The sequence below is a fragment of the Kribbella voronezhensis genome (assembly GCF_004365175.1).
In the GTDB taxonomy this organism is placed as follows: domain Bacteria; phylum Actinomycetota; class Actinomycetes; order Propionibacteriales; family Kribbellaceae; genus Kribbella; species Kribbella voronezhensis.
The window spans coordinates 1168342-1182762 of sequence record NZ_SOCE01000001.1 but is presented as its reverse complement, the minus strand read 5'-3'; the positions used below and the strand labels follow the sequence as shown (position 1 = coordinate 1182762).

The following is a 14421-nucleotide window of genomic DNA, read 5'->3' as shown; positions in this document are numbered from 1 at the left end:
CTCAGCCGTCCACCAGCCCGTTGCGGTAGGCGTAGCGGACCGCCTCCGCGCGATGGCGGGCGCCGATCTTGGCGAACGTGTTGTTGATGTGTGTCTTCACCGTCGTCTCGCCGATGAACAGCTGTTCGGCGATCTCGGAGTTGCTCAGGCCCCGTGCGATCAGCTTCAGTACTTCGGTCTCCCGGCCGGTCAGGCCGTCGTTGGCCGCCGGGGGAGCCGGAGTCATCGCGGCCACCAGCCGGCGCGACACCTCGGGGTCGAAGGTCGCCTGCCCGGCCGCGGTCGACCTGAGCGCCGCTCCGATCTCGACCCGGCCGGCGTCCTTGGTGAGGTAGCCGCGCGCCCCGGCCTTGAGCGCCATCGTGATCGACTCGTCGTCGGCGTACGTGGTCAGCACCAGGACGGCGACCGCCGGGTACTCCGCGGTGATCCGCGCCGTCGCCTGGATGCCGTCGAGGACCGGCATCCGCAGATCCATCAGCACCACATCGACGTTGCCCTGCGCAACGAGTTCGACGGCCTCGGCGCCGTCGGCGGCCGCGCCGACCACCTCGACGCCGTCGAGCAGTCCGAGCAACGCGACCAGGCCCTCCCGGACCACCTGCTGATCGTCGGCCACCACGACCCGAACGTGTTCATTCATCAGGCACCTCCGCGACCACCAGCCAGTCGTCCCCGTCCGGACCGGCTTCCAGCTTGCCATTCACCAGTGCCAGCCGCTCCCGCATCCCGGCCAGCCCGAACCCGTTCTCGCCGACCGTCGCTCCCGCGTTCCTGACCGTCAGCCGGGCACCCCGGCGACCATCGAGCCGTACGTCGACGGGCCTCCCGGGCGCATGCTTCGCCGCGTTCGTCAAAGCCTCCCTGGCGGCACCAAGGAGAGCCACGACCACATCAGGCGTCGGCGAGGGAGGAGCTTCGACGGTGAGACCGACCTCGGTCCGGTGGTCCTTGCGGTGCTGCTCGACCAGAGCCGCGAGCGCCTCCGGCAGGGCCGGTATCTCGTCCGCTCGCAGCGCCGCGACCGCATTCCTCGCCTCGACCAGCCCTTGGACTGCGAGCCGCCGCGACCGCTTCACCCGGTCAAGGGCCGCGGGTACATCGTTGCCTTCGTCAAGCAGTGCCTCGGCCAGTTCGAGCTGGACACTGAGCGCGCCGAGCGAATGCGCCAGTACGTCGTGCAACTCGCGCGCGATCCGGCCGCGCTCGTCCAGCGCCGCCGCCCGAGCGTGTTCACGCTGGGCGAGCCGGGTCTGCTCGAGGAGCTGTTCCGTCTGCCGGGCCTGTACTTCGGCCTGCCGCCGGTTCAGCCCGAAGGCGATCAGCACGCAGGTCCACACCACCTGACTGAGATACCAGCTGTCGGACTCGTCCCACCACCAGGCGGAGATGCCGAAGGCGACGGCGCAACCGATGCCCACGGCAATGACCGGCCGATATCCCTGCGGGAACACCATCACCGCGATATCGGCAACCGCGAGCAGCACCAGCACGAGGGAGTTCGACCCCGGCAGACCGGCGATCAGGGCCGCGCTCACGGCGGCGTACGCCAGCAGCGCGAGCGCGACCGGCTGCCGGCGCTTCATCTGGAAGGTGCCGAGCAAGAAGCTGAGCAGGCCCGTGCCGAGGACGGCCCAGGCCCAGGGCGGATCCGGCCGGGCGGTCGCGAGGACGCCGACGGCCACGATCCCGGCCAGGGTCCGGCCGAGCCAGCCGGAATCCCCGTGCATCTCCCGCTTCGTCACCTGGTCGCGTACTCCTCGGCATCACGCTGTGCTTTCGCCTGGACCACCAAGGATTGCACCAGGAGGTTGGCACCGACGGTCAGCAGGATCGACCCGCCGCCCGAGGTGATCGTCGCACCGAGCAGATGACCGAGTCCCGCGAGAGCCAGCCGGACGACGAGGTAGCCGACCATGATGCCGAGCCCGGGCAGACCGAGGCGGTAGAACACCACGCCGTCGCGGAGCTGCACCTGGGCGACCCGGCCGGCCGCGAGTCCGGCGATCAGCGCGAGGCCGACGCCGGCGACGAGCAGGACGATGTCGAGTACGCCGAGTTGTGCGTGCGGGAGCTTGTCGTGCAGTTGGTAGACGCCGACGCCGATCATCACCAGTGGGCCGCGCCAGACGTCCGTATCGGAGTTCGCAAGCGGTGACCAGGACAGCCGGCGGGCCACGACGGCGATCACGATCGCGATCACGACGGCAGCGTTCAACAGTGTCATGACCTCGAAGTTAGGTTCGCGGGCCGTCGCGCTGAACCTTCCCCGGGTGGAGACCCGGGTGGAGAAGGCGGCCGTCCGACCGTGCCTCGCGGTGACGAAACTGCCCGCGCGGCCCGGCGCGAATGCGGGTGGGCACAGGAGTAACGTTCCTCACCGGTAACACCACCTTGCGTCATGACGACGATGCGGAGGGCCGATGCTCGCGCTTGATTCGATCCTGCGGCTGGATGCCAAGGCGATCGACTACATCATCATTGCTCTGTACTTCACCTTCGTGCTCGGGATCGGCTATCTGGCCAAACGCGCGGTGTCGAACAGCCTCGACTTCTTCCTCTCCGGCCGGTCGCTACCGGCCTGGGTGACCGGCCTGGCCTTCATCTCGGCCAACCTGGGCGCGATCGAGATCATGGGGATGTCGGCCAACGGCGCGCAGTACGGGATGCCGACCGTGCACTACTTCTGGATCGGCGCCATTCCGGCGATGCTGTTCCTCGGCGTCGTGATGATGCCGTTCTACTACGGCTCCAAGGTCCGCAGCGTGCCGGAGTTCATGCTCAGACGGTTCGGGAAGCCGGCGCACCTGGTGAACGCGATCAGCTTCGCGCTCGCCCAGGTGCTGATCGCCGGCGTGAACCTGTTCCTGCTGGCGACGATCGTGAACGTGCTGCTGGGCTGGCCGATCTGGCTGTCGGTGGTCATCGCCGCGGTGATCGTGCTCAGCTACATCACCCTGGGCGGATTGTCGGCGGCGATCTACAACGAGGTGCTGCAGTTCTTCGTGATCGTGGCCGCCTTGTTGCCGCTGACCATCGTCGGGCTGCACAAGGTCGGTGGCTGGCAGGGCCTGGTGGACAAGATCACCGCGGATCCGAAGGGCGGATCGGCCCAGTTGCACGCCTGGCCCGGCGCCGAGCTGAGTGGGTTCCACAACAGCTTCCTGTCGGTGATCGGCCTGATCTTCGGTCTCGGCTTCGTGCTGTCGTTCGGGTACTGGACCACCAACTTCGTCGAGGTCCAGCGCGCGCTGGCGAGCAAGAACATGTCGGCGGCCCGGCGGACCCCGATCATCGGCTCGTTCCCGAAGATGTTCGTGCCGTTCATCGTCATCATCCCCGGCATGATCGCCGCGGTCGCCGTACCGGACCTGCAGAAGTACAAGCAGACCGGTGGCGGTTCGGTCGACTACAACGACGCGTTGCTGCTGCTGATGCGTGACCTGCTGCCGAACGGCATGCTCGGCCTGGCGATCACCGGTCTGCTCGCCTCGTTCATGGCCGGCATGGCGGCCAACCTCAGCTCGTTCAACACCGTCGTCACCTACGACCTGATCGAGCGGTACATCATCAAGGACCGCGACGACGCGTTCTACCTGCGGACCGGTCGCTGGCTGACCGTCGGCGGCACGATCGTCGCGATCGGTACGGCGGCGATCGCCTCCGGCTACAGCAACCTGATGGACTACCTGCAGCAACTGTTCTCGTTCTTCAACGCACCCCTGTTCGCCACGTTCATCCTCGGTATGTTCTGGAAGCGGATGACCGCCGCGGCCGGCTGGATCGGTCTGGTGAGCGGTACGGCGACCGCGATCGTCGTCTTCGTGCTCTCGGAGAACGGCGCGATCGACCTGCCGGGCCAGGGTGCGAGCTTCGTCGGCGCCGGTGCGGCGTTCGTGGTCGACATCCTGCTCAGCGTCGTGGTCAGCCTGGTGACGAGGCCGAAGACGGACGAGGAGCTGAAGGGGCTGGTGTACTCGCTGACCCCGAAGGAGGACCGGTCCGAGGCCGCCCAGGAAGGCGACCACGGCTGGTACCGCAAGCCGACCCTGCTGGCGGGGATCTCGCTGGCACTGGTCGTCGTCCTGAACGTCGTCTTCGGCTGAACGCCCGGAAAGGAGACTCGACATGGCTGCGCAACAGAAGAAGAAGGCCGGAGCGTTCGACATCCGGGTGGTGATCGCCGCGCTGATCGCGATCTACGGTGTGGTGCTGACGATCCTCGGCATCATCGCGGACCCGGCGGAGGTGGACAAGGCGGCCGGTATCAACATCAACCTCTGGGGTGGCATCGCGATGCTGGTCTTCGCCGCCCTGTTCGTGCTCTGGGCCCGCCTGCGGCCGATCGTCGTACCGGTGGAGCAGGCCGCCGAGCAGGCCGCGAGGCAGGACAGGGAGTAGTCCGGGCGCGGACGATGTCCGTTCGGCGAACATCGGTGTCCGGCACGGTCCTGCCGTTCCGCGCGTGCTGTTCCTAGGCTCGGAGTACCCGAACAGGAGGATTCCGAGATGACGATCACGCAAGGTACGACGGACCTGCCGGCGCTGGCGTCGCAGTACGCCGAGCAGGGCTTCGTACTGGTGAAAGGCCTGCTGAGCAAGGAAGAAGCGGCCGCCTATCGCGCCACCAGCCATGCGCTGCTGGAGCGGTTGAACCGCGACGACGACCCGACCTGGCAGTCCGCGATGGGGATGTCGGGCGGCAGGACGCGGCTACAGCATCTGCATGACGCGCAGTTCTACGACGCGGCGTTCTCGCGGCTGCTGGTGGACCCGCGGTTCACCGACGTGGCCGCCGCGGTGATGGGGGTGGAGGACGTCCAGCTGCATCACACCAAGCTGTTCGTGAAGCCGCCGGAGAACGGGTCGCCGTTCCCGCTGCACCAGGACTACCCGTTCTTCCCGCACAAGTACCACCGGGTCGGCGCCGCGATCTTCCACTTCGACGACGCACCGGAGGAGAAGGGCTGCGTCCGGGTGATCCCCGGGAGCCACCTCGGCGGTCCGCGGGAGCACGACCCGGAGGGCTCGTTCCACCTGCCCGACGTACCGTTCGACGACGCGGTACCGCAGCCCGCCGAGGCCGGCGACGTGCTGTTCTTCACCTATCTGACCGTGCACGGCTCGGGGGTGAACGTCAGCAACGAGCCGCGGACCACCTGGCTCGTGCAGTACCGCGACCCGTCCGACCCGCCCACGGTGAAGACCCACGACCACTCGCTGGGGCAGGGCATGATGCTGAGGGGAGTGGACCCGACCGGTAGGAGTGGCGCTTGAGTCTGGCGGCTGTCGCGACAGCGGACCGGTTCGTGGACCTCGCGGGACTGCTGGAGTCCTGCGAGGTCGGCGGCTTCCGGGCCGACTTCGTGAGCTGGGGGCACTACCGGCCGGAGTACTGGCGCAACTACTGGCACAGCCACTCGTTCCACGAGGTCTGCCTGGCGTACGCCGGCGAGGGGCGCTTCAACTCCGGTCAAGCCGAGTACGCGGTCGGCGAGGGGGACGTGTTCCTGGCGCGGCCGGGTGACGTCCACGAGATCGAGTCGAGCCGGTCGTCGCCGCTGGGCATCGCCTTCTGGGGCTTCACCTTCCGGGCGATGTCCGGTACGCCGGGGAACGGCTGGTGGTCGGGACTGACTCGACCGGACGGGCCGGTGGTGTCCACAGCCGTCGGTGGACTACCTGCGGTCGTCGCGGCTCTGGCCGGTGAGGCTGCGTCGCCACGCTCCGGCTACAGCGAATCGCTGGCGGCCTTCGGCGCTGCTCTGGTGCTCGACACCGCCAGAGCCTTCGCGCTCGACCAGGACCTCTCAGTAGAGCCGATAGTGCGCGACCGCGGTCCAGTGGTGGTGGAGGCAATGCAGCGGCATCTGCTCGACAACCTGGCCCGACCGGTGACCGTACGAGAGGTCGCGGCAGCCGTGCACCTGTCCGAGCGGCACGCGGAGCGGCTCTTCCAGACGGTCACGGGAGCCTCCCTGATGTCCACGCTGCGCCGGATGCGCCTGGAGCTCGCAGCACAGCTGTTGCTGGACCACACCCTCACTGTCACCCACGTGGCGCGCGCCTGCGGGTACTCCGACGTACGGCCGTTCTCCACCGCTTTCAAACGTCACTACGGCCGGACGCCTGGCGAGTTCCGCCGTACCGGGGGGACGTCGTTCGTCTGATGCGCTAATCTGGGCGTATGCGAGTGACCCTGCTCCTTAGCTAGCCGTACTGGCAATCAGGCGCCTTCTGCGCCGGTCAGTACGGCGTCCCCTCCTGTGTGAGGGGTTTTTTCATTTATCAGCACTTTCTGGCAGGGTTCCCATGACATCTCAAGACGCAGGAGTACGACGGTGAGCGAGCAGGTGGAGCACGAGGCGGACGGCGCGATCGACCGCGGCGGCTACGACTTCAATGCCATGCAGGCCAAGTGGCGGCCGGTCTGGGAGAAGCTCGACCCGTTCAAGGCGCGCGACGACGGCTCGGCCGAGCGCCGGTACGCGCTGACGATGTTCTCCTACCCGTCCGGTGACCTGCACATGGGTCACGGCGAGGTGTTCGCGCTGCACGACGTGCTGTCGCGGTTCTGGTTCCAGCAGGGCTACGACGTGATGAACCCGATCGGCTGGGACTCCTTCGGGCTGCCCGCCGAGAACGCGGCCATCAAGCGCAACGAGCACCCGGCGACGTACACGTACGCCAACATCGAGACCCAGGCGGAGTCGATCCGGCGGTACGCGCTGAGCTTCGACTGGTCGCGCCGGCTGCACACGTCCGACCCGGAGTACTACCGGTGGACGCAGTGGCTGTTCCTGCGGTTCTACGAGCGTGGGCTGGCCTACCGCAAGGCGTCGTACGTGAACTGGTGCCCGAACGACCAGACCGTGCTGGCCAACGAGCAGGTCGTCCAGGGCCGGTGTGAGCGCTGTGGGTTCGAGGTCACCAAGCGCGAGCTGACCCAGTGGTACTTCAAGACCACCGAGTACGCGCAGCGCCTGCTGGACGACATGGACCTGCTGCAGTGGCCCGAAGAGATCCTGCTGATGCAGCGCAACTGGATCGGCCGCTCCGAGGGCGCCTTCACCGACTTCAAGGTGGAGGGCCGTGACGAGCCGATCAAGGTGTTCACGACTCGTCCGGACACGCTGTTCGGCGCCACCTTCATGGTGGTTGCCCCGGACGCGAAGCTGGCCGAGGAGCTGGTGACGCCGGAGCAGCGGGAGGCGTTCGACGCGTACCTGACCGCGGTCAAGTCCTCGACCGAGATCGAGCGGCTGAGCACGGACCGGGAGAAGACCGGTGTCTTCCTGGGGTCGTACGCGACCAACCCGGTGACCGGCGAGCGGATCCCGATCTGGGCCGCCGACTACGTGCTGTCCGACTACGGCACCGGCGCGATCATGGCCGTGCCGGCGCAGGACTCGCGCGACTGGGAGTTCGCGGAGAAGTTCGGCCTGCCGATCGTGCGGACCGTGCAGCCGGAGGAAGGCTTCGACGGCAAGGCGTACACCGGCGACGGCCCGGCGATCAACAGTGCCAACGACGAGATCAGCCTGGACGGCCTGGGAGTGACCGAGGCCAAGGCGAAGATCATCGACTGGCTGGAGGACAAGGGTCTGGGCGAGCGCACGATCAACTACCGGCTGCGCGACTGGCTGCTGAGCCGGCAGCGCTACTGGGGTGCGCCGATCCCGATCATCCACTGCCCGGTCGACGGCGAGGTGCCGGTGCCGGACGACCAGCTGCCGGTCGAGCTGCCGGACCTGCGGGGTGCGGCTCTCGCTCCCCGGGGTGTCTCGCCCCTGGCGTCGGCCCGTGACTGGGTCGAGGTCAGCTGTCCGAAGTGTGGCGGACCCGCCGAGCGGGACACCGACACGATGGACACCTTCGTCGACTCGTCCTGGTACTTCCTGCGGTACTGCTCCCCGGAGTACACCGAGGGCGCGTTCGACCCGGCGGCCGTGAACCGCTGGATGCCGGCGTACCAGTACGTCGGTGGCAAGGAGCACGCCGTCCTGCACCTGCTGTACGCGCGCTTCTTCACCAAGGCACTGCACGACATGGGCATGCTGGACGCCGTCGAGCCCTTCACCCGGCTGCTGAACCAGGGCCAGGTGATCAACGAGGGCAAGGCGATGAGCAAGTCGCTGGGCAACGGGGTCAACCTGGGCGACCAGCTGGACGAGTTCGGCGTCGACGCGATCCGGCTGACGATGGTGTTCGCCGGTCCGCCGGACGACGACATCGACTGGGCCGACCTGTCACCCGGCGGTTCGCTGCGCTTCCTGCAGCGCGCCTGGCGGCTGAGCGGTTCGGTCGAGGCGCCGGTCGGGTCCGACCCGTCCACCGGTGACCTGGCGCTGCGCAAGCTGACCCACCGCACAGTGGCCGACGCGACCGAGCTGATCGAGTCGTACCGGTTCAACGTGATGGTCGCCCGGGTGATGGAGCTGGTGAACGCGACCCGCAAGGCGATCGACTCCGGACCGGGTGCCGCCGACCCCGCAGTACGGGAAGCCGTCGAGACGGTGGCGATCCTGCTGAGCCTGGTCGCGCCGTACACGGCCGAGGACATGTGGGAGAACCTGGGTCACCAGCCGACCGTCGCGAAGGCGGGCTGGCCTGCTGTCGACCCGGAGCTGCTGGTCCAGGACTCGGTCACCGCCGTGGTCCAGATCGCCGGCAAGGTGAAGGCCCGGCTGGAGGTGTCCCCGGACATCACCGACGCCGACCTGGAGAAGCTGGCGCTGGCCGACGACGCGGTCCAGGCCGCGCTGGACGGCCGGGGTATCCGCAAGGTGATCGCCCGCGCGCCCAAGTTGGTGAACATCGTCCCGGCCTGAGACGCTGCCGTATGCGTTCCGAGCTGATCGACATCGGTACCGGTAGTCAGCAGGTCGTCTTCGATCTGACCAGCAGGTGCGAGCAGTTCGTCGCCGCTGAGGCCCACCAGGCCCAGGGCGACGGGCTGCTGCACGTGTTCGTGCCGCATGCCACCGCCGGACTGGCGGTCCTGGAGACCGGAGCCGGTAGCGATACGGACCTGCTGGCGGTGCTGGAGCAGTTGCTGCCGAAGGACTTCGAGTGGCAGCACCGGCACGGCTCAGCGGGTCACGGGCGCGATCACGTGCTGCCGGCCCTGATCCCGCCGTACGCGACGGTGCCGGTGATCGGCGGCCGGATGATGCTCGGGACCTGGCAGTCGATCTGCCTGGTCGACACCAACGTGGACAATCCACGCCGGCAGGTCCGGTTGTCCTGGTTGCCAAGCTGAGTGTTCAAGCTGTTGCTGGACTACCGGCAATGCGGTAATTGCGGTATTTGGTGACTTATCGCGATGTTGCCTGTCACGTTACGTTCGCGAAACACAGCTTCGCTTGAATACTGGCTATGGCAACCCTTCGCGAACAGTGGCTCTCGGTGAGCACTGAACTGCTGGTCCGTGCGACCCGTGGCATCTGCGCGGGGAGCGTCCTGAACGCCGAGCTCGGTCGCGCCGTCACCCGGGCGCGGATCGAGGAGTGGGCCGGAGTGCTTTCCCTCTACGAGCCCCAGCTTTCTTTGGTTTCTTTGGCCGAGCCGCGGACCGAGCCGCGGACCGAGCCGCAGAATGAGCCGGTGGCGGTCGGCGCGACGGCCTGACAATGGCATTCTTGCCGCGTCAGTAAAGCCGTTCTTTTCGCCCGGCCCGGTCGAATTCGGCCATTTTGTCCGTCCTTCGGCGGGACGCCGTCCCGGACTGCGGTCGCCAGGTGCGTCCGTTATCTGAGAAGCTGTCACGCTATGTTGTGCGAGGGACGTGTGAGGCTCTGAAGGGGTGACGGGCTTTGTCGGACGCTGATGGCCGGGTCGAGGGACGGCGGGGTTTTGCCGACCTCTTGCTCGACTTGAGGGTCCAGGCAGGGTTCTCCCAGGAGGAGCTGGCCGATCGCGCCGGGCTCAGTGTGCGCACGATCCGCGAGCTCGAGGCGGGCCGGGTCGCGCGACCGCGGAAGGACTCCGTCCGGCTGCTCGCCGAGGGGCTCGGTCTGCGCGACGGCGATGCCGGCAGGTTCCTGGCCGCGGCCGGGCACGCCACCATCCGGCCGGTGATCGCGGTGGCCGCTCCGGCTCCGACCGGGTTGCGCTGGCGCGGCACCAGACCGATCCCGGACGGTCTCGTCGGCCGTGAGGACGAACTGGTCGAGCTCGAGGCGCTGCTGCGGCAGAACCGCCTGGTGACCCTGGTCGGTCCGGGTGGCGTCGGCAAGACCGAGCTCGCGCTGGCCGCGGCCGACCGCTTCTCGGGAGCCGACACGACGGTTGTCGTCGTCGACCTGACCACGGTTCAGCGCGACGCCGCAGTACCGTCCGCGATCCTCGACGCGTTCGGGACTGCTCCTGGGACGTCTGATCTCGACGATGTGCTGGCCGGCCGCAAGCCCGGTGATCTGGTGATCGTGGAGGACAACGCCGAGCACGTGCTCGACGGTGTCGCGACTGTGGCCAACCGGATGGTGCGCAGCTTCCCCGGCATCGGCGTACTGGTGACCTCGCGGATCCCGCTCGGCCTGCCGGACGAGGTCGTCCGCCGCGTGCAGGTGCTCGGCGTACCGGCGAACGACACCGACTTCGCCGAGATCGCCGCGAGCCCTGCCGTCGAGATGTTCGTACGGCGTGCCGCTCGGGTGCGGCCGGACTTCCAGCTGACGCCGGAGAACGCCACCACCGTCGCTCGCCTCTGCCAGCGGCTGGACGGGTTGCCGTTGGCCCTGGAGCTTGCGGCCGCTCGGGCCGGGTCGCTGTCGGTGGAGACGATCCTGACCGCACTGGACGACCGGTTCCGGTTGCTGTCCGGGCCGCGCCGGTTCGGAGCACCCCACCAGCGCACCCTTGCCGACACGATCGCCTGGAGCGTCGACGCGCTCTCCGACCCCGCGCGCCAGTTGCTGTACCGCGCGTCGATGCTGGGGTCGCCGTTCACTCTCGACGCGGTCGTCGGTGTCTGTACGGGGCCGCCGATCGACGCCGCCGACGTACCGATGCTGCTGGCCGAGCTGGTGGACAAGTCGCTGCTGCAACCGGTGCTCGAGTTCGAGGCGCTGTACGGCGCGCGGTACAAGATGCTGGAGACGATCCGCGAGCACGCGTACGCCGGGCTGTCGTCGCAGGACTCCGACCTGACCGAGTTCCGCGATCGCACGGTCGCCTGGTGCTCGACGTACGTGGAAGGGCTGGACGGGGCCTGGTCCTCGCCGGACCGTGATCGCCGGTACCGCGCCGCGAACGCGAACTCGGCCACCTTCGAGGTCGCACTGGAACGCACGGCCGAGCTGGGCGACTGGGACACCGCCGCGCGGATCGTGCTCGGCTTCCGGATCGCCTGGCAGTACCAGGCGAGTGTGGCGCAGAGCGGGATCCAGTGGGCCAGCGCCGCGGCGGAGAACGTGGCCGACAAGGAGACGAGCGGCCGGCTGTTGGCGATCGCCGGTCGGCTGTCGAGTCTCACTGGGGACGTCCGGGCTGCGCGTCGGCACTACGGCGAGGCTCGTACCTTGATGCCGCCGGAGTCGGAGATGGGTCTCGTCGCCAGAGGTGGCTGGGTGTCGTCGGGGTCGCTGCTGCTCGACACTGTGAGCCTGGCCGAGATACCGGCGCTGGTGGACGACGCCCGGGGGCACGGCGACGCACAGCGGTCCGCGACCGTGCAGGCGATCTGTGGGCTCGCCCTGGCTCGCTGGGGACGGCTCCCCGAGGCCAAGGAGCTACTGCTCGCCTGGGCTGCCGCTCTGTCGAACCCCGGGGTCTATCCGGACGAGATCGCCTACATGGCCTTGAGCCGGGTGGAGCTGGAGCTCGGCAACCTGGACGAGGCGCGTCGCTGGGCGGAGCTGGCCAGGGACAGTCAGGCCTCGGACGACCCGGACCGGACCAAGGTGGCGGGCTGCCTGGCCATGGTGGAGTTCCAGGCCGGCAAGTACGACCAGGCTCAGGCCTTGCTGGACGAGGCCGACGCGGACATTCGCGGTCACCGGGGCTACTTCGACTACCTTGTGATGCTGTACCGCAGCAGGCTGGCCCGGCAGGGCCAGGACTTCGAACAGGCTCGCCTGTCCATCCGAGACGCTGTAAGCCGTCTGTTGGCCGAGGGGCGGGTCGTGTACCTGCTGGACGTGCTGCCCGAAGCTGTAGCCGTGCTGCACGCGCTGGGTCAGCACGAGCAGGCTGACCGGCTCTGCGGGCAGCTACTGGCTTGGCAGCGCACGATGGACCCGCCCATGCTGCCGACTGCCTGGGGAGTGCTGCAGGAGTCGTGTGCCCGCGCCACGGAGGCTTCCGGCTGGCCCGAGCCGGACCCTGCCGAGTCCGTCCAGCGCTTGGCGGACGACGTACTGACTGCGCTTTCCTGACGCGGATCCGGCCAAGCTGCCGGGGAACTGCCGGTACTTCTGCCTCGTCCTGACATGCGGCCCGACACAAGAATTACAGCCGTAGGACAGGGTCCACGAGACAGAGATCCGAGACCGGGTTCGGGCTGACGGCAGAGAAACGGGGTGGTGGCTGTGACGAGGCAAGCACAGTCCACCGGACTGCCGGTTCGGCTCGAACACCTGGAGCAGGCGACGCGGAGTACATCCGACGGCCGGACGGTGGGGGCGCCGACCGGTTGGCGAGGGCTCCGGAGTGCTGCAGCGTGCGGGTCTGTTCTACGACAAACCGGGTGCCGTGCGCCGTCAGGGCACCGGACCCGGGGTGAGGTCCCAGCAGCGGTCAGGCACACGACACAGGGGACGAGTGCTGACCCGGCCGATACGGGAAAGCCGGTGGGTTTGGTCACCCACCGGTGGGTCGGCCGCTGGGGTCTCCCGGGGTTATTCGCGGTGAACCGCACAGGGGACGGTTCGCCGCACAGCCGGTACCAGGCGTTGAAGAGCTGACACCGAGGGGGAGCCAGCTCTATCGGTGAGGTGGAGGCCAGCGGGAGGGGTTGGCCTCCGCCTCACCGCGCCGTTTTCTCGTCGAGCAGCGCTGCCTTGTCGAAGGCGTAACCGACCATCCAGGTGGGTTGCAGGCGGCAGTAGACGATCTCGGGACCCCAGCTGCTCGGTGAGCTCCCGTAGTGCTTGGTCAGATGCGCCTCGATCTCGCCGAAGTCGGGGTGCTCGGTGGTGAGGAACTCCACCTGGCCGTGGCTGAAGACGCCGATCCGCTCGCCGTCGACGTACGAGATGCTCGCGGCCGGTCTGGCTCGCAGGTGGCGCGCCTTCGCCGCCGTGCCGGAGGTCGTGAAGACCCATCGGGTATGCAGGAAGTGCCCGTCGACGGCACTGATCCGGGGCTCGTCGTGGGCCGTCACGGTGGCCAGGTTGAGCGTGCGCATCCCGGTCAGCAGGTCGACCAGATTCTGTGCGTCGAGCCGGCGCGGGTCGGTGATGATGTTGCGGAGATGCTCGGTCGAGCCCTCGTAAGCCGCATCCAGTAGCCGCTGCAGCGCGGCGATTTCCTCGGGGCTGTCCAACATGCCTGGCAGTCTGACACCAGGCGCCGACGAAACTGTCCGGTAACCTCGCTGCATGTCTGCCCGCGTGCACGTCGTCACCGACTCCACCGCGGGTCTGTCGGCGCACGAGGTGCTCCGGCTCCCGCTGACCGTCGTACCGCTGCAGGTGGTGATCGGCGGCACGTCGTACGACGACGGTGCCACCAGCGCGGACGCCGTCGCGGAGGCGCTGAAGACGTTCACGCCCGTTTCCACCAGTCGGCCGGCTCCGCAGTCGTTCGCCGACACCTACGCGTCGTGTGCCGCCGCCGGTGCCGAGTCCATCGTCTCGATCCACCTGTCCGGCGACATGTCCGGCACGTTCGAGGCAGCGATGATCGGAGCCAAGGAGTCACCGATCCCGGTCCGGGTGGTCGACTCGCGCTCCCTCGGGATGGGGCTCGGTTTCCCCGTGCTCGCGGCTGCGACAGCCGCTGCCGGCGGCGCTGACCAGGCAGGTGTCGAGGCAGCCGCGCGGGCTCGAATGTCGGCCGTGTCGTCCTACTTCTACGTCGACACCCTCGAGTACCTGCGCCGTGGCGGCCGGATCGGCGCCGCCCAGGCCCTGCTCGGCACGGCGCTCGCCGTCAAGCCGCTCCTGACCATCAGCGGCGGCCGAATCGTCCCCCTCGAAAAAGTCCGTACGTCGAGTCGCGCGATCGCCCGCCTCGCCGACATTGCCGTCCAGCGCGCCGGGGACGGTCCGGTCCAGCTCGCGGTCCACCACCTCGCCAACCTCGACAAGGCCCAGACCCTCGCCGACGGCCTGGCCGAGCGCCTGCCGCAAGCCGACGAGATCGTCCTCCGCGAGGTAGGCGCCGTGATCGGTGCCCATGTCGGCCCCGGCATGCTCGCCGTAGTTGTAGCGCCTTACTAACCCGAGCCGCGGCGCCGCTCACCCAGCCCCGCGTCCG

The 14421-nt window shown here is 68.4% G+C and carries 13 protein-coding genes; 9 read left to right on the top strand and 4 right to left on the bottom strand.

Going from position 1 to position 14421, the window contains the following annotated elements; translation table 11 throughout:
• Position 1: 1 nt before the first annotated feature.
• The 3 genes from EV138_RS05165 to EV138_RS05155 are packed head-to-tail and all read right to left on the bottom strand — an operon-like array spanning position 2 to position 2227.
• A complete protein-coding gene (locus EV138_RS05165) occupies positions 2-643 on the bottom strand; it encodes a response regulator (protein ID WP_133977284.1) in 642 nt (213 codons plus the stop codon).
• Positions 636-1745, bottom strand: coding sequence for a sensor histidine kinase (locus tag EV138_RS05160; protein ID WP_133977283.1), 1110 nt, complete (start codon positions 1743-1745; stop codon positions 636-638). The genes EV138_RS05165 and EV138_RS05160 overlap by 8 nt, the downstream gene beginning before the upstream one ends.
• Positions 1742-2227 (bottom strand): hypothetical protein, encoded by a 486-nt coding sequence (locus EV138_RS05155; protein ID WP_133977282.1) that lies wholly within the window; start codon positions 2225-2227, stop codon positions 1742-1744. Before EV138_RS05155 ends, EV138_RS05160 begins: the two co-directional genes overlap by 4 nt.
• Positions 2228-2423: 196 nt before the next feature.
• Here EV138_RS05155 and EV138_RS05150 point away from each other — a divergent pair, with 196 nt between their 5' ends.
• The 8 genes from EV138_RS05150 (at position 2424) to EV138_RS05115 (ending at position 12377) form a co-directional block, all read left to right on the top strand.
• Complete coding sequence (locus EV138_RS05150; protein ID WP_133977281.1) at positions 2424-4106, top strand: sodium:solute symporter family protein; 1683 nt, start codon at positions 2424-2426, stop codon at positions 4104-4106.
• A 22-nt stretch (positions 4107-4128) separates the two neighbouring features.
• Positions 4129-4401 carry a hypothetical protein gene (locus EV138_RS05145; RefSeq protein WP_133977280.1) on the top strand — a complete coding sequence of 91 codons (273 nt, stop codon included), beginning with the start codon at positions 4129-4131 and terminating at the stop codon, positions 4399-4401.
• 108 nt (positions 4402-4509) lie between these two features.
• On the top strand, positions 4510-5277 hold the full coding sequence (locus EV138_RS05140) for a phytanoyl-CoA dioxygenase family protein (RefSeq protein ID WP_133977279.1): 768 nt from the start codon (positions 4510-4512) through the stop codon (positions 5275-5277).
• Positions 5274-6170 (top strand): helix-turn-helix domain-containing protein, encoded by an 897-nt coding sequence (locus EV138_RS05135; RefSeq protein ID WP_133977278.1) that lies wholly within the window; start codon positions 5274-5276, stop codon positions 6168-6170. Before EV138_RS05140 ends, EV138_RS05135 begins: the two co-directional genes overlap by 4 nt.
• 171 nt (positions 6171-6341) lie before the next feature.
• Positions 6342-8831 carry a leucine--tRNA ligase gene (gene leuS / locus EV138_RS05130; protein ID WP_133977277.1) on the top strand — a complete coding sequence of 830 codons (2490 nt, stop codon included), beginning with the start codon at positions 6342-6344 and terminating at the stop codon, positions 8829-8831.
• An 11-nt stretch (positions 8832-8842) separates the two neighbouring features.
• Positions 8843-9262 carry a secondary thiamine-phosphate synthase enzyme YjbQ gene (locus EV138_RS05125; RefSeq protein ID WP_133977276.1) on the top strand — a complete coding sequence of 140 codons (420 nt, stop codon included), beginning with the start codon at positions 8843-8845 and terminating at the stop codon, positions 9260-9262.
• 146 nt (positions 9263-9408) lie between these two features.
• The gene (locus EV138_RS05120; RefSeq protein ID WP_133977275.1) at positions 9409-9630 is read left to right on the top strand and encodes a hypothetical protein; all 222 of its coding nucleotides are present in this window, start codon (positions 9409-9411) and stop codon (positions 9628-9630) included.
• A gap of 185 nt (positions 9631-9815) precedes the next feature.
• Positions 9816-12377, top strand: coding sequence for an ATP-binding protein (locus EV138_RS05115; protein ID WP_133977274.1), 2562 nt, complete (start codon positions 9816-9818; stop codon positions 12375-12377).
• 590 nt (positions 12378-12967) lie between these two features.
• Here the strand turns inward: EV138_RS05115 and EV138_RS05110 are convergent.
• Complete coding sequence (locus tag EV138_RS05110) at positions 12968-13489, bottom strand: pyridoxamine 5'-phosphate oxidase family protein (protein WP_133977273.1); 522 nt, start codon at positions 13487-13489, stop codon at positions 12968-12970.
• A gap of 52 nt (positions 13490-13541) precedes the next feature.
• On the opposite strand from EV138_RS05110, the gene EV138_RS05105 reads away from it, so the two are divergent.
• Positions 13542-14384, top strand: a complete 843-nt coding sequence (locus EV138_RS05105; protein ID WP_133977272.1) for a DegV family protein — start codon at positions 13542-13544, stop codon at positions 14382-14384.
• Positions 14385-14421 lie beyond the last annotated feature (37 nt).

Coding starts and splice junctions, on each gene's coding strand:
- EV138_RS05150 (WP_133977281.1), top strand. CDS start 2,424: ATGCTCGCGCTTGATTCGATCCTGCGGCTGGATGCCAAGGCGATCGAC.
- EV138_RS05105 (WP_133977272.1), top strand. CDS start 13,542: ATGTCTGCCCGCGTGCACGTCGTCACCGACTCCACCGCGGGTCTGTCG.
- EV138_RS05110 (WP_133977273.1), bottom strand. CDS start 13,489: ATGTTGGACAGCCCCGAGGAAATCGCCGCGCTGCAGCGGCTACTGGAT.
- EV138_RS05140 (WP_133977279.1), top strand. CDS start 4,510: ATGACGATCACGCAAGGTACGACGGACCTGCCGGCGCTGGCGTCGCAG.
- EV138_RS05165 (WP_133977284.1), bottom strand. CDS start 643: ATGAATGAACACGTTCGGGTCGTGGTGGCCGACGATCAGCAGGTGGTC.
- EV138_RS05155 (WP_133977282.1), bottom strand. CDS start 2,227: ATGACACTGTTGAACGCTGCCGTCGTGATCGCGATCGTGATCGCCGTC.
- EV138_RS05125 (WP_133977276.1), top strand. CDS start 8,843: ATGCGTTCCGAGCTGATCGACATCGGTACCGGTAGTCAGCAGGTCGTC.
- EV138_RS05145 (WP_133977280.1), top strand. CDS start 4,129: ATGGCTGCGCAACAGAAGAAGAAGGCCGGAGCGTTCGACATCCGGGTG.